The organism is Kitasatospora sp. NPDC096077 (assembly GCF_040303245.1).
GTDB lineage: Bacteria > Actinomycetota > Actinomycetes > Streptomycetales > Streptomycetaceae > Kitasatospora.
In genome coordinates, this window is record NZ_JBEOSV010000002.1 from 164,846 (window position 1) to 182,517 (window position 17,672).

The window sequence follows — 17,672 nt, forward strand, 5'->3', positions numbered from 1 at the left end:
CGCCCTTGACCTTGACACCGGTGTCAGTGTCGGATCGTGGCCCCATGACCCGATCCGTGCTCCACCACACCGTCGTCGGCGACGGCACCCCGCTGGTCCTGATCCACGGCTACACCGTCGACCACCGCGTCCTGCTCCCGCTCGAACCCGTCTTCGCCGACCGTCCCGGCTGGCGCCGCCTCTACCTCGACCTCCCCGGCCACGGCGCCAGCCCCCGACTGTCGGGCCCGACCTCGGCGACCGCCCTGGCCGAGGCCGTCTTCGATTGGATCGACGCCGAGTTGGGCGACCGCCCGTTCGCCGTGGTCGGCCAGTCCTTCGGCGGCCAGCTGGCCCGGGCGGTGACGGCCCGGTACGGGGAGCAGGTGCTGGGCTCGGCGCTGCTGGTGCCGGTGGTGCGCTGGCACGGGGAGCGGACCCTGCCCGAGGAGACCGTGCTGGAGCGTGACGAGGAGTTGCTGGCCCGGCTCCCGGCCGCCGACCGCGAGCTCTTCGGCTACGTCATGGCCCGCCTCACCGAACCGAGTTGGGAGCTGTTCGAGCAGTACGTGCTGCCCGGCCTTCGGGTCCACGACCAGGCGGCGGCCGCCGAGTTGGAGGCCGACTTCCTGCTCCCGGACTGGCCGGAGCACAAGGCCTCCGAGCATCGCGGGCGGCATCTGCTGGTCACCACCCGGCAGGACGCCCTGGTGGGCTGGCGCGACCAGCTCGCCCTGCTCGGCCACTACCCCCGGATGACGGCCGCGGTGCTCGACGGCGTCGGCCACAACCCGCAGGTGGAGGACGCCGAGGCGGTGCGGGGCCTGGTCGGCCGCTGGCTCGACGCGCTCCAGGGCTGAGTAGGGCTGAGCGGGGCTGAGCGGAGCGGCCGGAGCGACAGAACGGCCCCGCGACCGGTTCCTTCCGGTCGCGGGGCCGTTCGCCGTCGCCCGTGAGCCCGTCGCCTGTGAGCCCGTCGCCCATGGGCCGGGCCCGGTCGGGCTCAGCCGATGGAGCGCGGCAGACGGGTGGTCAGGTAGAGCACGGTGAAGGAGCCCAGCAGCTGGACGCCGAGGCACAGGGCGAGCGCGCGGCCCATGCCGAGGCTGGGGGAGAGGGAGAGGTAGAGGGTGCCGAGGGTGGCGACGCCGAGGGCGAGGCTGGACTGCTGGCCGGTGGCGAGGACGCCGCTGCCGACGCCGGCCCGGGTGGCGGGCACCTTGGCGAGGACGACCCGGAACAGCGGGGTGCCGATCAGGCCCTGCCCGATGCCGGCCAGGGCGACGCCCGGGGCCATCCGCAGCGCGGAGAAGTGGTCGGTGTCGGCGAGCACGGTCAGCGCGATGGTGCCGAGGCCGATGGCCTGGACGACGGCGCCGGCGCTGAGCACCCGGCTGCCCCAGCGGCCGATCAGCCGCGGGCCGGAGAGCGAGGCGGTGAAGTAGCCGACGGCCATCGGGACGAGCGCCCAGCCGGCCGCGACCACGCCGAGCTTCAGGCCCTGCTGGAGGGCGATGGCGATGACGAACATGAAGCCGCCGAAGCCCGCGAAGTAGGGGACCGCGATGCCGAGGCCGCGCCGCATCTCGGGGATCCGCAGCAGGGAGGGCGGTACCAGCGGGGTGTCCCCGCGCTGCTCGGCGCGGCGCTCGACCAGGGCGAAGGCGACGGCGAACACCGGGAACAGGGCGAGCAGCACCCAGGACCAGAGCGGCCAGCCGGCCGCGCGGCCCTCCATCAGCGGGATGAGCAGGGAGAGCAGGGTGGCGGTGAGCAGGACGGTGCCGGGCACGTCCACCGCGGCGGCCCGGCTGGCCCGGCTCTCCGGCACGTAGCGGACCGCGAGGACCATGGTGACCAGCGCGAACGGCACGTTCAGCAGGAAGACCGAGCGCCAGCCGGTGCCGAACAGGTCGGCGGCGACCAGCATCCCGCCGAGCACCTGCCCGATGACCACCGAGATGCCGCCGACCGCGCCGTAGACGCTGAGCGCGCGGCCGCGCCGGGCGCCGTCGGTGGCGGCGGTGATGGTGCCGAGTACCTGGGGGATCAGCAGCGCGGCCGAGGCGCCCTGGGCGGCGCGGGCGGCGACCAGGGACCACGCGTCGGGGGCGAGGCCGCAGGCCAGCGAGGTGAGTGCGAAGGCGCCGGCCCCGGCGACGAAGAGCCGGCGGCGGCCGAAGATGTCGCCGAGCCGTCCGCCGAGGACGAGCAGGACGGCGAAGGCGATGCCGTAGCCGGCGGCGACGAGCTCCAGTACGGCGGGCCCGGCGGCCAGGTCCTTGTCGATGGTGGGCAGGGCGACGTTGACGATGAAGAAGTCGAGCATCGTCAGGAAGGCCCCGAGCAGCACGGTGACCAGTCCGGCGGTGCCGAGGGAGGCGGAGCCGGAGGGGGCGGGGCCGCCGGAGGGCGAGGGGGCGGGGGCGTGCGGAGCGGCGGTGGGGGCGGTCCGGGTGGCGGCCGGGGCGACGGCGAGTGGTTGAGTCACGGGTCATACGATCCGCCGCTCCTCACCCTGGTACCAGAGTGTGGTTATCCAGGTATAAGAAGTACCTGGCAACAGGCTGCGGAGTGCCGCATGCTGGGGAGCATGAGCCTGATGACCCCGCCCGCGCAAGCCCGTCCCGCTGCCCTCGGGCCGCACCGCGGCACCCCCGACGAGGCCCGTCGGCACGACCTGGCGGCGTTCCTGCGCAGCCGCCGCGAGCGGCTCGCGCCCGAGCAGGTGGGTCTGCCGATGACCGGTCGCCGCCGGACCCCGGGGCTGCGCCGGGAGGAGGTGGCGCAGCTGGCCGCCGTGGGGGTGACCTGGTACACGTGGCTGGAGCAGGGGCGGGACATCCAGGTGTCCGCCCAGGTGCTGGACGCGGTGGCCCGGGCGCTGCTGATGGACCCGAGCGAGCGGGCGCACCTGTTCACCCTGGCCGGCGCGGACGACCCGGCGCCGGTCACTGAGTGCCCCTCGGTGACGCCGAGCGTGCGGCTGGTGCTGGAGCAGCTGACGCCGTACCCGGCCGCCCTGGTCAACTCCCGCTACGACATCCTGGCGCACAACGTGCCGTACACCGCGATCGTCGGCGATCTCGGTGAACTTCCGCCGGAGGAGCGGAACTTGATGTGGCTGGCGTTCACCCCCTCGCGCTTCCGCGAGGTGCTGATCGACTACCGGACGGAGCGCCTCGGCATGGTGGCCCGGTTCCGCGCCGCGATGGCCGACCACTCCGCCGAGCCGGCCTGGAAGGCGCTGCTGGCCCGACTGCTCAGGGCCTCGCCGGACTTCGCGGAGGAGTGGCAGCGGCACGAGGTGATGCGGCCGGGCAACGGGATCAAGCGCTTCCAGGTGCCGGGCGTGGGCCTGCTGCGCTGCGAGTACACCAACTTCTGGCTCAGCCCCCGGCTCGGTACGCGCATGATCAGCTACACCCCGCTGGACGAGGAGACCCGCCTCCTGATGGACCAACTGCCCCAGGGCTAGGACTGGGGCTAGGGCTGGGAACGTATCGCCTCGCGCCCGAGCAACAGGCACACCGCCGCCAGCGGCAGTTCGACGCAGCACGCCATCACCACCGCGGCGAGCACCGCGTGCCCCGGCCCGGCGCAGGCGAGGTCGGCCAGGGCGTCCCCGGCGAGCAGCAGCGCCACCGCCCCGCCCGCCCAGACGGCGGCGGCACTGCGCCGGCGCAGCAGCGCGTCCAGCGACAGCAGGGCGGCGAACTCCGTGAAGTCCAGCACCACCCACGGGGTCTGCTGCCCGACGGCCAGCAGCATCAGCCAGGGCAGCAGCCCGAACGCGGCCAGCCGCGGCACCTGCCGGAACCGCTCGGGCAACGGCCCGAACCGCTCGATCAGTTCCCGGATCCGCTCCGGCAGGGCGGGCCCGGGAGCGGCGACGACGGCGATGCTCATGCGGAGACCTCCTCGCGCACCCGCTGCAGCGTCAGCCGCTCCACCGGTCCGCCAGGCCGCGGCACGACCAGCACGGTGTCGTACGGCCCCTCGGCGCAGGCCAGCCAGAACTGCCCGGCCACCGTGACCACTTCGGCCGCCGCGGTGGCCCGGGCGGTACGGAACAGCCGCCGCCCGCCGGTGAACACCACCGAGGGCGCCGTACCGTCGGCCGGCAGCCGCCCCCAGGCGAGCACGTGCGCGCCCCGCCCGGCGGACGGGCTGCGCCGCGCGCCGCGCACCAGCTGCGGCGTGAGGCGGGCGGCGACCAGGACGTCGGCCAACTCGCCGTGCTGGTACAGCTCCAGCGCGGCCCGGCCGCGGCCGGACCCGACGCTGCGGACCGACCAGGGCCCGGCCCCGGCGGGCAGCGTCCCCTCCGGCCCCGGCGCCGGGCGGAGCGCGCCCCCGGGGACACCCCCGTGGTCCCCGGGGACGGGCCGCCCGTGCGGCGGAGTGGCGGAGTGCGATGTGGTGCTCGTCATGGGCCCCAGCCTGCCGTCGCGAGGGGCCGCTTGTCGGTGGTGCCGCACCCCGAATTCGGGGTGTAGCTAGATACACCCCGAACCGGGACCCCCCTTCATGGTGACTGTTGATCACCTGGCCCTACGCTGTCCGGCATGCCCTCCACCACGTTGCGCCGAGCGCTCGTCAGGAGCCTCGGCAGACCTCCGTGGTCGCCCGAGGTCTGGCGGGAGACCCGCTTCACAGCCGCCGGAATACCCGTCGCCGCCCCGGTCTGGCTGGCCCTGACCGATTCCTCCCTGCTCTTCCCGCTCCTCGCGGTCGTGCTGGCCGCCACCTCCTGGCTCACCGCCCTCCAGCGCGGCCGGCTGCGTGCCCTGTACGGGGTGGAGCTGCCGCCGCCCGGCAGGTCCGCGGCCCTGCGGCTGGGTCGGCTGCGCCTCGGTCTGGCCTGGCGCCAGATCACCTACCACCTGCTGGTCGGTCCGGTCCTGGCGCTCGGCGCGCTGGCCTGCGGCTACCTCTGGGGCGTCGCCCTGGTGCTGACCACCGTGTACGCCTGGGTCTGGATGCTGCCGCTCGAAGCGGGACTGCGCGGCGAGCTGGCCGGCCTGGACGTGCTGCTCACGGTGACCGGCGTGCTGCTGCTGGTGGTGACGCCCTGGCTGACCACGCTGTCCGCCTGGCTGGAGGTGCGGGCGGCCCGGCTGCTGCTCGGCCCGAACCGGGCGGAGCAGCTGGAGCAGCGGGTCGAGGAGATCGCGGAGAGCCGGGCCGGCCTGGTGGACGCGGTGGACGCCGAGCGCCGCCGGATCGAGCGGGACCTGCACGACGGCGCCCAGCAGCGGCTGACCTCGCTCGCGATGAACCTGGGCCTGGCCCGGCGCACCCTCAAGGACTGTCCGCCGGACGCCATGCAGGTGATCGTCGCCGCGCACGAGGAGGCCCAGGCCGCCATCGACGAGCTGCGCGACCTGGTCCGCGGCCTGCACCCGGCGGTGCTGGAGGACCGCGGTCTGGACGCGGCGCTGTCCGGCATCGCCGCCCGGGCCCCGCTGCCGGTGCGGCTGGACGTCGAGCTGTCCGAGCGGATCGCCCCCACCGTCGAGGCGGTCGCCTACTTCACCGTCTCCGAGGCGCTCACCAACGTGGCCAAGCACGCCCGGGCGAAGCAGGTCGACGTCTCGGTGCGGACGGCCGGCGGCCGGCTGCGGCTGGTCATCGGCGACGACGGCGTGGGCGGCGCGGACCCCTCGCGGGGCACCGGGCTCACCGGTCTGCGCAAGCGCGCCGCCTCGGTCGACGGGACGCTGTCCGTTCTCAGCCCCCTCGGGGGTCCCACCACCATCACCGTGGAGTTGCCGTGCGTGCTGTGATCGCCGAGGACTCGGTCCTGCTGAGGGCCGGCCTGGTCAAGGTCCTGGAGGCGGTGGGGTTCGAGGTGGTGGCCGCCGTCGGGGACGCCGTCGAGCTGCTGGCCGCCGTGGAGGAGCACCGCCCGGGGGTGGTGGTCGCGGACGTCCGGATGCCCCCGGGCTTCCACGACGAGGGGGTGAAGGCCGCGATGGTGATCCGGCGGCAGTGGCCGGACACCGCCGTGCTGCTGCTCTCCCAGTTCGTGGAGGAGCGCTACGCCGCGGACCTGCTGGCCACCAACACCAGCGGGGTCGGCTACCTGTTGAAGCAGCGGGTGGCCAATGTGGACGACTTCGTGGACGCGCTGCAGCGGGTCGCCGAGGGCGGCACCGCGCTGGACCCGGAGGTGGTGGCCCAGCTGCTGGTGCGCCGCCACCGGGACCCGCTGGAGAAGCTGACCCCGCGCGAGCGGGACGTGCTCTCGCTGATGGCGGAGGGCCGGTCCAACGCGGCCATCGCGGCCTCGCTGGTGGTCAGCGACAGTGCGGTGGCCAAGCACATCAACTCGATCTTCACCAAGCTGGACCTGCCGCAGGCCGACGACAGCCACCGCCGGGTGATGGCGGTGCTGCGCTTCCTGGAGATCACATGAGCGCGCGGGCCACCCGGGCGTGGCGGCTCGCCGGGGTCCTCACCGTGGTGTTCGTGGTGGTCATGGGAGGGGCGCAGACCCTGGCCCTGGTGGCCCGGCAGTCGCGGACCGAGCAGCAGACGTACGTCACCGACGTGCACCGGCTGCAGCTCGCCACCAGCAGCGCGTCGGTGCGGATCAGGCCGGGCGTGGCGGGCCGGGTCGTGGTGCGCAAGAACCTGGACTGGACGGTCTCCGAGCCGAAGGTGCGGGCCGACGTCGTGGGCGACACGATGACCGTCGGCGTGGAGTGCCGGCGCTCGCTGCCCTTCTACAACTGCGGCGCCCAGATCGAGCTGGAGGTGCCGGCCGACACCGCGGTCTCCGGTTCGATGACCTCCGGGTCGGTCGAGGTGTCGGACCTCACCGGCGAGGTCCGGCTGGACGGCACCTCCGGTTCGATCCTGCTGAGCCGGCTGTCCGGCCCGGTCCACGCCCGCACCACCTCCGGGATGACCCAGGGGACGGACCTCTCCGGTTCCCGGGCGGACGTGTCCAGCTCCTCCGGGGCGGTGGACCTGTCCTTCCGGTCGGCGCCGCAGGACGTCCGGGTGAGCGCCCGGTCCGGCTCGGTGACCCTGGCCCTGCCGCGGGGGAGCCACTACCGGATCAGCGGCGGGACGGGTTCGGGCAGCAGCACCATCGATCCGGCCCTGGGTGACGCGGCCAGTGCCGACAGCCTGGAGGCCGAGGTCGGCTCGGGCTCCCTGGACATCGGCTACCGCTCCGACGCGGGGTAGGGCGGGTCCGACATCCCTAGGTCCTGCCCGGCAGGATCGGCCGGACAGGACCTAGCCCGGGCGGGTGAGCGGGTGGGGGACAATGGAGAGTCCCGTCCCCCGACCCGAGGTCAGCCGCGCATGACTGCCACGCCCGCCCCCACCGCGCCCGCGACCGAGCCGGCACCCCCGGCCGCGACCGAGTTCGCGCCGCTGGACATCGGCCCGATCCGGGTGTGGCCGCCCGTCGTGCTGGCGCCGATGGCCGGCATCACCAACGCGCCGTTCCGCACCCTGTGCCGGGAGCAGAGCGGTGGCAAGGGCCTGTACGTCTCGGAGATGATCACCACCCGGGCGCTGGTCGAGCGCAATGCCAAGACCATGCAGCTGATCAGGTTCGACCCGAGCGAGAAGCCGCGCTCGATCCAGCTGTACGGGGTGGACCCGGTGACCGTCGGCAAGGCGGCCCGGATGATCTCGGACGAGGGCCTGGCCGACCACATCGACCTCAACTTCGGCTGTCCCGTCCCCAAGGTGACCCGCAAGGGCGGCGGCTCGGCCCTGCCGTACAAGCGCAACCTGCTGCGCGAGATCCTGCGCGAGGCCGTGGCCAACGCCGGGGACCTGCCGGTGACCATGAAGATGCGCAAGGGCATCGACGACGACCACCTCACCTACCTGGACGCCGGCCGGATCGGCGCCGAGGAGGGCGTGGCCGCGATCGCCCTGCACGGGCGCACCGCCGCCCAGCACTACGGCGGGACGGCCGACTGGTCGGCGATCGCCCGGCTGCGCGAGGCCGTGCCGGCGCACGTCCCGGTGCTGGGCAACGGGGACATCTGGTCGGCCGACGACGCGCTGCGGATGATGCGCGGGACCGGCTGCGACGGCGTGGTCGTGGGCCGCGGCTGCCTGGGCCGGCCGTGGCTGTTCAAGGACCTGGTGTCGATCTTCGAGGGCGACGTGGACTACGCCCGTCCCGACTTCGGCTACGTGGCCCGGGCGATGGTGCGCCACGCCCAGCTGCTCGGCGAGTGGATCGGCGACGAGGCGCGCGGCGTGATCGACTTCCGCAAGCACGTCGCCTGGTACACCAAGGGCTTCTCGGTCGGCTCCGAGCTGCGGGTGCGGCTCGCCAACTCCTCCTCGCTGGCCGAGCTGGCCGAAACCCTCGCCCTGGTGGAGCAGACCCAGACCTGGCCGATCGGCGCGGACGGCCCGCGCGGACGCACCAGCGGCAACGGCCGGGTGGTCCTGCCCGAGGGCTGGTTGGACGATCCGTACGACTGTGCCCGCCCGGGCGAGGACGCCGAATCGGACACCTCCGGCGGATGATCTAGACGATCCGTCGAAATTGGCCCCTCGGGGCCGCTGGCCACCCGGTCCCGGCCCTCTTGTCCATCCTGGACAGGAGGGCTCCTTTTCGGCGTCCCGATGTCACGGAACGAGCACGTTCCTGGACGTAGTGCGACGATTGGCGCAGGCGTCCTACGTTCGAGGCACGGGACGCGCTGGTGACGCTTGCCACACACGGCGGCGACTGACACCCGGTCAGTGGACGAAATGGACAGGTCGCGTGTGAATCGCTTCCCGAAGCCGGTTCGACGCCGATCGCCCGATCCGGGTGCAGGAAATCAAGCCGGGGCAACGCGACCGACCCGCGGTCGCTACCCAGCGTCCGAATCGAGCGATCTTCCCGTTTCCTTGTCTTCAGGACTTGAAGGCTGGCTAGCGTCAGGGGGACGATTTCACCAACAGAGGTGAACGCCTTTATGCGCATTCGATCTAGCGGGTTACCGCCGGGTACCGGCCTCGTGTGGCCTATTCAGGGCAGAGAAGTGCCTTCGAAATGGGTATGTTCTCCGGCGTCAGGGCAACCGCGTACGAGGAGACCGACCCGTGCCGTCCCAGCAGAAGTTTGTTTACTCCTTCACTGAAGGAAACAAGGACCTCAAGGACCTTCTCGGCGGCAAGGGCGCGAACCTGGCCGAGATGACCAATCTGGGCCTCCCCGTGCCTCCGGGGTTCACCATCACCACCGAGGCCTGCAAGGTCTTCCTGCAGACCGGTAGCGAGCCCTCCTCGCTGCACCAGGAGATCAGCGCCCACCTGGAGGCGCTGGAGCAGGAGATGGGCAAGAAGCTCGGCCAGGCCGACAACCCGCTCCTGGTCTCCGTGCGCTCCGGGGCCAAGTTCTCCATGCCCGGCATGATGGACACCGTCCTCAACATCGGCCTCTCCGACGCCTCGGTGGCCGGTCTGGCCGCCCAGTCCGGCAACGAGCGCTTCGCCTGGGACTCCTACCGCCGCCTGGTCCAGATGTTCGGCAAGACCGTGCTGGGCGTCGAGGGCGAGCTGTTCGAGGAGGCCCTGGACGAGGCCAAGCACGCCAAGGGCACCGTCAACGACCTGGACCTGGACGCTTCCGACCTCCGGGAACTGGTCGAGGTGTTCAAGGGCATCGTCGAGCGCGAGACCGGCCGGGCCTTCCCGCAGGACCCGCGCGAGCAGATGGACCTCGCCATCCACGCCGTCTTCCACTCCTGGAACGGCGACCGCGCCCGGCTGTACCGCCGCCAGGAGCGCATCCCGAACGACCTGGGCACCGCGGTCAACGTCTGCACCATGGTCTTCGGCAACCTCGGCGAGGACTCCGGCACCGGCGTCGCCTTCACCCGCGACCCCTCCACCGGCGCCCAGGGCGTCTACGGCGACTACCTGTCCAACGCCCAGGGCGAGGACGTGGTGGCCGGCATCCGCAACACCCTGCAGCTGTCCGAGCTGGAGAAGCTCGACAAGAAGTCGTACGACGAGCTGATGGCGATCATGCACAAGCTCGAGAACCACTACCGCGACCTCTGCGACATCGAGTTCACCATCGAGCGCGGCAAGCTCTGGATGCTGCAGACCCGGGTCGGCAAGCGCACCGCCGCGGCCGCCTTCCGGATCGCCGTCCAGCTGGTCGACCAGGGCCTGATCGACCTGGACGAGGCCCTGATGCGGGTCACCGGCGGCCAGCTGGCCCAGCTGATGTTCCCGCGCTTCGCCCCGACCGCCGAGTCCAAGCAGATCGGCTGGGGCCTGGCGGCCTCGCCCGGCGCCGCGATCGGCAAGGTCGTCTTCGACTCGTACACCGCCGTCAAGTGGTCCCGCTCCGGCGAGAAGGTCATCCTGGTCCGCCGGGAGACCAACCCGGACGACCTGGACGGCATGATCGCCGCCGAGGGCATCCTCACCTCGCGCGGCGGCAAGACCTCGCACGCCGCCGTCGTCGCCCGCGGCATGGGCAAGACCTGTGTCTGCGGCGCCGAGGAGCTGGAGGTCGACACCAAGTCGCGCAAGTTCACCACCGCCGACGGCCTGGTGGTCCACGAGGGCGACGTGGTCTCGATCGACGGCGCCACCGGCAAGGTCTACCTCGGTGAGGTACCGGTCCTGCCGTCCCCCGTGGTCGAGTACTTCGAGGGCACCCTGCACGCCGGCGCCGACGTCCAGGGCGGACTGGTCCAGGCCGTCCACCGGCTGATGTCGCACGCCGACGTCCGCCGCCGGCTCGCCGTGCGCGCCAACGCCGACCAGGCCGAGGACGGCGGGCGCGCCCGCCGCTACGGCGCCCAGGGCATCGGCCTGTGCCGCACCGAGCACATGTTCCTGGGCGAGGAGCGCCGCAAGGAGGTCGAGCACCTGATCCTGGCGGACAACGACAAGGACCGGGAGCTGGCGCTCTCCACCCTGCTGCCGCTGCAGAAGGGCGACTTCCTGGAGCTCTTCCAGGCGATGGACGGGCTGCCGGTCACCGTGCGCCTGCTCGACCCGCCGCTGCACGAGTTCCTGCCCGACATCACCGAGCTGTCGGTGCGCGTCGCCCTCGCCGAGGCCCGCAAGGACCCCAACGAGAACGACCTGCGGCTGCTCCAGGCGGTGCACAAGCTGCACGAGCAGAACCCGATGCTGGGCCTGCGCGGCGTGCGCCTCGGCCTGGTCATCCCCGGCCTGTTCGGCATGCAGGTCCGGGCCATCGCCGAGGCCGCCGCCGAGCGCCGGCTGGCCGGCGGGGACCCGCGCCCCGAGGTGATGATCCCGCTGGTCGGCACCGTCCAGGAGCTGGAACTGGTCCGCGACGAGTGCGAGCGGGTGCTCGCCGAGGTCGCCCAGACCACCGGCGTCACGCTGGACATCAAGCTCGGCACCATGATCGAGCTGCCGCGCGCCGCGGTGACCGCCGGTCAGATCGCCGAGGCCGCCGAGTTCTTCTCCTTCGGCACCAACGACCTGACCCAGACGGTCTGGGGCTTCTCCCGGGACGACGTGGAGGCCTCGTTCTTCACCGCCTACCTGGAGAAGGGCATCTTCGGGGTCTCCCCGTTCGAGACCATCGACCGCGACGGCGTCGGCGCGCTGGTCAAGCACGCCGTCGAGGCCGGCCGGGCCACCCGCCCCGACCTCAAGCTCGGCGTCTGCGGCGAGCACGGCGGCGACCCGGAGTCGGTGCACTTCTTCCACGAGGTGGGGCTGGACTACGTCTCCTGCTCCCCCTTCCGGATCCCGGTGGCGCGCCTGGAGGCAGGCCGCGCCGCCATCGAGACGGCGGGCAGCGACTCGCGCTGAGAGGGTAGGCATCCCCTACTCACGCGCGGGTACGACTGACCGCTCACCCTCCCGTCGGGAGGGCGTACACCGGAGCTCGGCGCAGGAGAACCGGCGTACGTGACACGGCCGGGCGGGAACGGACAACGGCGTCCGTTCCCGCCCGGCCGTTCGCACGTGTGGCGTCCGTCATGTGTGTGACACGGCGGCCCGGGCCCCGGCGCCTGCCAAGCTGGACCGCATGACCAGAAGCAAGAGCCCGCTCGTCGTCGTGGCCGTCCTGATCCTGGCCGTGCTCGCCGGAGTCGGCTACCTGCTCGCCGGCAAGGGCGGCAGCAGCCACCCCAAGGCCGCCGCGAGCGCCACCTCGACCACCGCGGGCGGCTCGGCCGCCAAGCCCTCCGCCCCCAAGCCGTCCCCGCCGGCCGGTGGCGGCCCCGCCCCGAGCGGCACCTGGGTCCCCGCCGACCCGGCACTGGCCGACGTCTGCCGCACCAAGCTCCCCAGCCAGGCCCAGGACACCCTCGGCCTGATCGCCAAGGGCGGCCCCTACCCGTACAACCGGGACGGCATCGTCTTCGAGAACCGCGAGAGCCGCCTCCCGAAGAAGGGCAACGGCTACTACCACGAGTTCACCGTGGTCACCCCGGGCTCCAACGACCGCGGCACCCGCCGCGTGGTCACCGGCGGCGCCGGCGAGCAGTACTGGTCCGCGGACCACTACGCGACCTTCCAGGAGATCGACCCGCGCTGCTGACCCGGCCCGCCCGCGTCTCCCGGCCCCCGCCCCCTCGTGGAGCGGGGGCCGCGTCGTGTGCCGGGCCGCCCGTCCACGCCATGGTGGAAAATACTTTCCAACTCGGAAAGGAAGTGGCACAGTGGAGCCGCCGTCACTTTCCGAGGGGGAAGCCATGAGTGACTCCGTCCCACCGCCGCTGTCCGCCGCCGAGGCGCTGCGCCTGGCCGACCGCGCCGACACGGCCGCCCGGCAGCCGGGCGAGATGCCCCGCTGGTACGGGCCGGCCTTCGCCTGCGCGTTCACCGCCTACGGCCTGGGGATCGGCCATGTCATCGAAACCGGGCAGCTCGCCATGATCGGCGGGATCGCGGCCGGTTTCGCCGCCCTGACCGGCGTCCTGGCGCGGGTCGCCATGCGCAGCGACGGCATCGTCCGCAAGGGCTTGCCGGACAACATCGGCGGCCCGGTCGCGGTGGCGGTCCTCGCGGTCTGCGCCGCTTCGGCGGCCGGCATGCTGCTCGCCTGGCAGGCCGGCGGCGGCCCGCGCTGGATCGGCGCGGCCGCCGGGCTCGCGGCGGGACTGACCTTCTGGGTGGGCACCGTCCGGCTCAACCGTCGCGTCCGCCGCCTGTACGAGGCCGGCTGATGTCCGTCGGCCCAGGAACGCTCTTCCGGCGCGACACCCGGCCGACCGGGCCCGGAACCATCGTCACTTTCCGAGGGGGAAGCCATGAGTGACTCCGTCCCACCGCCGCTGTCCGCCGCCGAGGCGCTGCGCCTGGCCGAGCGGGCCGGAGCGGCCGCGCGGCGACCGAGCCCCGCGCCCCGCTGGTACGGGCCGGTGATCGCCGCCGGTTTCGTCGTCTGCGGGATCGCGGCCGGGCAGGCCATCGCCGCCCATCAGATCTGGCTGGTCAGCCTCCTCGGCGGGGCCTGGGGTCCGCTGTCCGGCCTGCTCGCCTGGTTCGCGGCGCGCGGCAGCGGCGGCGTCCAGCGCCAGTCGCCGCCCGGCATGGCCGGGCCGGTGGTGCTGATCGTCCTCGCCGTGTCGGCGGCCATGCTCGGCGCCATGGCGCTCGTCGGCTGGGTCGGCGGCGTCCAGTGGGGCGCGGCGGCCGGCGGGGTCGCCGGGGGAGCGGTCTTCTGGGCGGCGAGCCGCGCCCTCGACCGCCGGATCCTCCGCCTGCGCGAGGCCGGCTGATGCCCGGCGCCCTCGATCCGCTGCTCCAGCACGCCACCCGGCTGACCGTGCTCGCCTTCCTCGGCGCCTGCCGCGAGGCCGAGTTCGGTGCGGTCCGGGACCACTGCGAGGTCTCCGACTCCGTCCTCAGCAAGGCCGCCGCCGCCCTGGAGGAGGCCGGCTACCTGGCGGTCAGGAAGGGGTACGTCGGCAAGCGCCCGCGTACGTGGCTCGCCGCCACCCGCGAGGGCCGCGCCGCGCTCGCCGCCCACCTCCTCGAACTCCAGCGCCTGGTCGCCGCCGCCGAGGCGGCCGGGGCCCGACAGGCCTGAGCCGCAGGGGAGTTCAGCGGGCCCGCCGCCAGCTGATCCGGTCGTGCGGGCCGTGCGGGCCGGTGGTGACCAGGGCGGTCAGCTCGTGCAGCACCGGCGCCGGGTCGCGGCTCAGCTGGACCGGGGTGGTGCGGACCACCGGCAGGCCCGCCGCGGTGAGCCGGTTGGCACGGGCCAGGCCGCGTTCGTGGTCGGCCGGGCGCAGGTGGTAGGCGCGGGAGTCGATCTCCAGGGCCACGCAGGCGTGCGGCCAGTAGGCGTCCGGCACCGCGAGGAACCGGCCGTCCAGGAAGAGCACCGGGTTCCACAGCGGCTCCGGCAGGCCCGCGTGGGCGAGCACCTCGCGGGCCTCGCCCTCCACCACCGAGCGCACCCCGGCGGTCAGGTCCTCCACCACCCGGGCCACCTGGGGCAGCGCCAGCGCCCCCGGCCGGGCCAGCAACTGGTCCAGCAGCTCGCCGAGTTCGCAGTGCCGCCGCTGCACGGCCTCGGCGCACAGCGCCCGGAACCGGCGCTGCCCGGTCTCCTGCGGCGCGACGTCCGCCAGCGCCCGCGCGACCGTGGCGCTCCACAGCCCGTCGTCCCGCTCGAAGCCGCCCGGCAGTGCCCCGGAGGCCCGGTGGATCCGCACGAACTCCCGCTCCCCGACCCGGCGTCGGCCGGGGATCAGGACGTCGACCTCGACCAGGTCGGCCGGATGCCCGGCGCTCGGCAGCCCGGCGTCCGCCAGCACCGCGAACCCGGTCAGCAGCACCTCGCCGGGCAGCGGCTGCCGCCCCTTCGGGCTCGCGTACGCCAGGGCCGCCCGCAGTTTCTGATGGACCGTCAATCTCCCGCTCTGCAGGCAGATCACCCGCGGCAGCACCTGCTGCCAGGGCCCGCCCGGCCGCAGCCGGTGGGCGATCGTGCCGGAGGGCACGCCGAGCCGGCGCAGCTGCGCCCGGGTGGCGATGTGCTGCTGGTCGGCGCCGAGCAGGGCGACGGGGTCGAGCGGGTTCGCGCGGGTCATACCGGGGTGCTGCCCGCCCGGATCGGAGGTATGCGAAACATCCCCCGTCGGGGGCTTGCTCGCAATGGTGTTGACGAGACGGCGGTCCGGCGGCTGAGCTTGGCCCCACATGACCACCGACTTCGACGGCCCCGCGCTCGACGCGCTCAACGGCCTCTCCGTAGCCGATTCCCTCGGCGCCCAGTTCTTCGTCCCGGACACCGCCCGGGCCCACCACGCCGCCCGCACCGAACCGCCCGGCCCCTGGCCGTGGACCGACGACACCGAGATGGCCTGCTCGGTGTACGCCGCCCAGCGCGAACGCGGCGCGATCGACACCTTCGACCTCACCCACGCCTTCGCCCGCCGCCACGACTTCGACCGCGGCTACGGTCCGGCCGCCAACCGGATGCTCCGGCTGGTCCGCGAGGGCGGCGACGCCGAGGCCCTGGCCGCCGAACTCTTCGACGGCCAGGGCTCGTACGGCAACGGCGCCGCGATGCGGGTCGCCCCGCTGGGGGCGGCGTACGCGGGCGACCTGTCCGCCGTCGTCCAGCTGGCCGCGCGGACGGCGGTGATCACTCACACCCACCCGCAGGCCGTGGACGGCGCGATCGCCGTCGCGGTGGCGGCGGCCCTGGCGGTCCGGGCCCGGGCCGGGGGCACGACGCCGGAGACCTTCCTGCGCGAGGTGGCCTTCCGCACCCCGCTGGGCGCCGTTCGCGACGGCCTGAACGAGGCCGTCGGCCTGCTCGCGGAGCAGGACCGGGTGCTCGCGGCGAGCGTGCTCGGCAACGGCAGCCGAACCTCGGCCGCCGACACCGTTCCGTACGCCCTCTGGTGCGCCGCCCTCTGGTTGACCGACTACCGGACCGCCGTGCGCGAGGCGATCGCGGCGGGCGGCGACATGGACACCGTCGCTGCGATCACCGGGGGAGTGGTGGCCGCCCGCACCGGCACCCACGGCATCCCGGCGGCCTGGCTGGCCGCCCGGGAACCGCTGCCCGGCTGGGCGTTCCCGGCACCCGGGGCGGTCACCGGCGGCCGGGGCCGCGCGGAGATCCTGGTCCCGCGCCCGCACCCGGTACCCGAGGTGGAATGGACCGACGAGCAGTGGCAGCGCATCCGGACCGGGAGGCACACGGAGGCCCTGGACGGCCGCTGGGCGGTCCACACCCACCAGGGCTCGATCAGGATCTGTCGCCCGAACGACGGCCACCCGGTCTGGGAGGTGGTGGTCGCCCCGGTCCGCAACGGCTGGCGGCCGGTCTCGGCGCTCGCCGAGACGAGCCACGACCGTTGGCCGGTGCGGCCGCAGGAGCCGCACGGCCTGGCGGTCCTCGGCTGGATCCTGGAGACCGCCGCTACCGGCGAACGGCTCCCCTTCAGGCCGTGATCATCAGCTGCCCGCTGCCGCCGCCCGGTCTAAGGCACTCCTGGTTGATCGCCGGATCCGGGGCGCTCGGCGAGGTGGCGGCGGCGATCCGCAGCTCGATGATGTCCCGGACGGCCGGCCACTCGTCGTCCAGGATCGAGTAGAACGCCGTCGAGCGCACCACGCCGTCCAACCCGCGCGAGTGCGCCCGGCGGACGCCCTCGGAGGTCGCGCCGAGCCGCTCGATCGCAGCCCGCGAGCGCAGGTTGCGGGCGTCGGCGCGGATCGAGATCCGCTGCACGCCCCAGGTCTCGAAGGCGTACCGCAGCATCAGCAGCTTCTGCTCGGTGTTGATGCCGGTGCCCTGGGCGCTCGGCGCGAGCCAGGTGTTGCCGATCTCGGCGGCGTCCGGGACGGCCGTCGCCGGATCGCCGAACGGCACGCCCGGCACCGGCGGCCACACCAGCGGGCCCCGCCAGTAGTCGAGTTCCAGGAATCGGGTGGAGCCGACCACCCGGCCGGTGGCGGCGTTGACCGTCGCGAACGGCAGCGACCGGCCCGCGGCCTGGTCGGCGAGGGCCCGGGCGATGTAGTCGCGGGCCGCTTCCAGGCCGTGCGGGACGGGGGTGAAGGCGTAGCTCGAACGGTCCTCGGCGCCGGCCGAGGCGATGGCCTCGGCATGGTGTGCGGCGAGGGGCTCCAGCCGCACGGTGCGGCCGGTGAGGGTGACAGGTGCAGGCACGCTCTGTCCTTCATCGGTCGTAGGGCGCAGTCCGCGCCGGGATGCGGCACGGGCTGCGGGGGACTGGTTCGCCCCGGCCCGGTTCCGCCTCCGGGTACCCGTGCGCGCCGGAGGATTCCGGTCGGGCGGGGCGGGGGGCGGCGGCCCGGAACGGGCGGCGCGGTGCCGGAACGGACACGGATCCTCGGACCGGTCCGGCGGGAAGAGCGAGGGGACAGTGTGCGTCCGCGAAATGGCCGAGGAGGAAACGAGAGCGCGAAGGGAAGCAGGCGGCCAGGTGAAGGCAAGATGCGTCGTGGGTGTCTGACCGAGCAGCGATCCGGGTCGTGATCGACGGCGTTACGGACGACGTGACGACGACGCGACGATGCGAGGCAGCGAGAGGACGATACCCGCCAGAACGCGGTGCGTCACTTCGCGGCACGCGAATGTCGGTACGGACCGCCACCACGCGCCCCGGACCGGGCTGTTGAACACCCGTGACCAGGGCGTTTCCCTCCGGATGCGATCATGGTCCGGAGTGGTCGAGGAGGGTCCCCGGGCGGGTCGCCCGACGGGTGGTCGGCCGGAA

General features: G+C 73.6%; 17 protein-coding genes. 12 read left to right on the forward strand and 5 right to left on the reverse strand.

All coding sequences use genetic code 11. The annotated features are described in order from the left end of the window. The first annotated feature begins 44 nt into the window (after positions 1 to 44). Positions 45 to 839: an alpha/beta fold hydrolase gene (locus ABTZ03_RS02575; protein WP_350511006.1), complete on the forward strand. Its 795-nt coding sequence runs from the start codon at positions 45 to 47 to the stop codon at positions 837 to 839. Between the two features lie 143 nt (positions 840 to 982). On the opposite strand, the gene ABTZ03_RS02580 is transcribed toward ABTZ03_RS02575, so the two are convergent. Then, entirely contained in the window at positions 983 to 2,470 is a 1,488-nt protein-coding gene (locus ABTZ03_RS02580) for an MFS transporter (protein ID WP_350511007.1), read from the reverse strand. Positions 2,471 to 2,581: 111 nt separating this feature from the next. Here ABTZ03_RS02580 and ABTZ03_RS02585 point away from each other — a divergent pair, with 111 nt between their 5' ends. Further along, the gene (locus tag ABTZ03_RS02585; RefSeq protein ID WP_350511206.1) at positions 2,582 to 3,457 is read left to right on the forward strand and encodes a helix-turn-helix transcriptional regulator; all 876 of its coding nucleotides are present in this window, start codon (positions 2,582 to 2,584) and stop codon (positions 3,455 to 3,457) included. A gap of 8 nt (positions 3,458 to 3,465) precedes the next feature. Here the strand turns inward: ABTZ03_RS02585 and ABTZ03_RS02590 are convergent, their stop codons facing one another. Further along, positions 3,466 to 3,888: a hypothetical protein gene (locus ABTZ03_RS02590; protein WP_350511008.1), complete on the reverse strand. Its 423-nt coding sequence runs from the start codon at positions 3,886 to 3,888 to the stop codon at positions 3,466 to 3,468. Next, the gene (locus ABTZ03_RS02595; protein WP_350511009.1) at positions 3,885 to 4,412 is read right to left on the reverse strand and encodes a hypothetical protein; all 528 of its coding nucleotides are present in this window, start codon (positions 4,410 to 4,412) and stop codon (positions 3,885 to 3,887) included. Before ABTZ03_RS02595 ends, ABTZ03_RS02590 begins: the two co-directional genes overlap by 4 nt. 135 nt (positions 4,413 to 4,547) lie before the next feature. On the opposite strand from ABTZ03_RS02595, the gene ABTZ03_RS02600 reads away from it, so the two are divergent. From ABTZ03_RS02600 to ABTZ03_RS02640, 9 genes are all read left to right on the forward strand, one after another. Beyond that, positions 4,548 to 5,768, forward strand: a complete 1,221-nt coding sequence (locus ABTZ03_RS02600) for a sensor histidine kinase (protein ID WP_350511010.1) — start codon at positions 4,548 to 4,550, stop codon at positions 5,766 to 5,768. Then, positions 5,756 to 6,400 (forward strand): response regulator, encoded by a 645-nt coding sequence (locus ABTZ03_RS02605; RefSeq protein ID WP_350511011.1) that lies wholly within the window; start codon positions 5,756 to 5,758, stop codon positions 6,398 to 6,400. The genes ABTZ03_RS02600 and ABTZ03_RS02605 overlap by 13 nt, the downstream gene beginning before the upstream one ends. Then, positions 6,397 to 7,179, forward strand: coding sequence for a DUF4097 family beta strand repeat-containing protein (locus ABTZ03_RS02610; protein WP_350511012.1), 783 nt, complete (start codon positions 6,397 to 6,399; stop codon positions 7,177 to 7,179). Before ABTZ03_RS02605 ends, ABTZ03_RS02610 begins: the two co-directional genes overlap by 4 nt. 120 nt (positions 7,180 to 7,299) lie before the next feature. Beyond that, entirely contained in the window at positions 7,300 to 8,493 is a 1,194-nt protein-coding gene (gene dusB / locus ABTZ03_RS02615; protein ID WP_350511013.1) for a tRNA dihydrouridine synthase DusB, read from the forward strand. Positions 8,494 to 9,057: 564 nt separating this feature from the next. Then, on the forward strand, positions 9,058 to 11,766 hold the full coding sequence (ppdK, locus tag ABTZ03_RS02620) for a pyruvate, phosphate dikinase (protein ID WP_350511014.1): 2,709 nt from the start codon (positions 9,058 to 9,060) through the stop codon (positions 11,764 to 11,766). Between the two features lie 220 nt (positions 11,767 to 11,986). Further along, on the forward strand, positions 11,987 to 12,502 hold the full coding sequence (locus ABTZ03_RS02625) for a ribonuclease (RefSeq protein WP_350511015.1): 516 nt from the start codon (positions 11,987 to 11,989) through the stop codon (positions 12,500 to 12,502). A gap of 154 nt (positions 12,503 to 12,656) precedes the next feature. Next, entirely contained in the window at positions 12,657 to 13,130 is a 474-nt protein-coding gene (locus ABTZ03_RS02630; RefSeq protein ID WP_350511016.1) for a hypothetical protein, read from the forward strand. An 84-nt stretch (positions 13,131 to 13,214) separates the two neighbouring features. Then, the gene (locus ABTZ03_RS02635; protein WP_350511017.1) at positions 13,215 to 13,685 is read left to right on the forward strand and encodes a hypothetical protein; all 471 of its coding nucleotides are present in this window, start codon (positions 13,215 to 13,217) and stop codon (positions 13,683 to 13,685) included. After that, complete coding sequence (locus ABTZ03_RS02640) at positions 13,685 to 13,996, forward strand: transcriptional regulator (protein ID WP_350511018.1); 312 nt, start codon at positions 13,685 to 13,687, stop codon at positions 13,994 to 13,996. Before ABTZ03_RS02635 ends, ABTZ03_RS02640 begins: the two co-directional genes overlap by 1 nt. Positions 13,997 to 14,009: 13 nt before the next feature. Here ABTZ03_RS02640 and ABTZ03_RS02645 read toward each other — a convergent pair whose 3' ends face one another. Continuing rightward, on the reverse strand, positions 14,010 to 15,005 hold the full coding sequence (locus tag ABTZ03_RS02645) for a putative endonuclease domain-containing protein (protein ID WP_350511019.1): 996 nt from the start codon (positions 15,003 to 15,005) through the stop codon (positions 14,010 to 14,012). 109 nt (positions 15,006 to 15,114) lie between these two features. Here ABTZ03_RS02645 and ABTZ03_RS02650 point away from each other — a divergent pair, with 109 nt between their 5' ends. After that, positions 15,115 to 16,380: an ADP-ribosylglycohydrolase family protein gene (locus ABTZ03_RS02650; protein ID WP_350511020.1), complete on the forward strand. Its 1,266-nt coding sequence runs from the start codon at positions 15,115 to 15,117 to the stop codon at positions 16,378 to 16,380. On the opposite strand, the gene ABTZ03_RS02655 is transcribed toward ABTZ03_RS02650, so the two are convergent. Then, positions 16,370 to 17,101: a GNAT family N-acetyltransferase gene (locus ABTZ03_RS02655; protein ID WP_350511021.1), complete on the reverse strand. Its 732-nt coding sequence runs from the start codon at positions 17,099 to 17,101 to the stop codon at positions 16,370 to 16,372. The genes ABTZ03_RS02650 and ABTZ03_RS02655 overlap by 11 nt on opposite strands. Between the last annotated feature and the right edge of the window lie 571 nt (positions 17,102 to 17,672).

Bases quoted from the DNA above. Each gene is read 5' to 3' on its own strand.
- ABTZ03_RS02575 (WP_350511006.1), top strand. From the start codon at position 45: ATGACCCGATCCGTGCTCCACCACACCGTCGTCGGCGACGGCACCCCG.
- ABTZ03_RS02585 (WP_350511206.1), top strand. From the start codon at position 2,582: ATGACCCCGCCCGCGCAAGCCCGTCCCGCTGCCCTCGGGCCGCACCGC.
- ABTZ03_RS02590 (WP_350511008.1), bottom strand. From the start codon at position 3,888: ATGAGCATCGCCGTCGTCGCCGCTCCCGGGCCCGCCCTGCCGGAGCGG.
- ABTZ03_RS02595 (WP_350511009.1), bottom strand. From the start codon at position 4,412: ATGACGAGCACCACATCGCACTCCGCCACTCCGCCGCACGGGCGGCCC.
- ABTZ03_RS02600 (WP_350511010.1), top strand. From the start codon at position 4,548: ATGCCCTCCACCACGTTGCGCCGAGCGCTCGTCAGGAGCCTCGGCAGA.
- ABTZ03_RS02610 (WP_350511012.1), top strand. From the start codon at position 6,397: ATGAGCGCGCGGGCCACCCGGGCGTGGCGGCTCGCCGGGGTCCTCACC.
- dusB (WP_350511013.1), top strand. From the start codon at position 7,300: ATGACTGCCACGCCCGCCCCCACCGCGCCCGCGACCGAGCCGGCACCC.
- ABTZ03_RS02625 (WP_350511015.1), top strand. From the start codon at position 11,987: ATGACCAGAAGCAAGAGCCCGCTCGTCGTCGTGGCCGTCCTGATCCTG.
- ABTZ03_RS02630 (WP_350511016.1), top strand. From the start codon at position 12,657: ATGAGTGACTCCGTCCCACCGCCGCTGTCCGCCGCCGAGGCGCTGCGC.
- ABTZ03_RS02635 (WP_350511017.1), top strand. From the start codon at position 13,215: ATGAGTGACTCCGTCCCACCGCCGCTGTCCGCCGCCGAGGCGCTGCGC.
- ABTZ03_RS02640 (WP_350511018.1), top strand. From the start codon at position 13,685: ATGCCCGGCGCCCTCGATCCGCTGCTCCAGCACGCCACCCGGCTGACC.
- ABTZ03_RS02645 (WP_350511019.1), bottom strand. From the start codon at position 15,005: ATGACCCGCGCGAACCCGCTCGACCCCGTCGCCCTGCTCGGCGCCGAC.
- ABTZ03_RS02650 (WP_350511020.1), top strand. From the start codon at position 15,115: ATGACCACCGACTTCGACGGCCCCGCGCTCGACGCGCTCAACGGCCTC.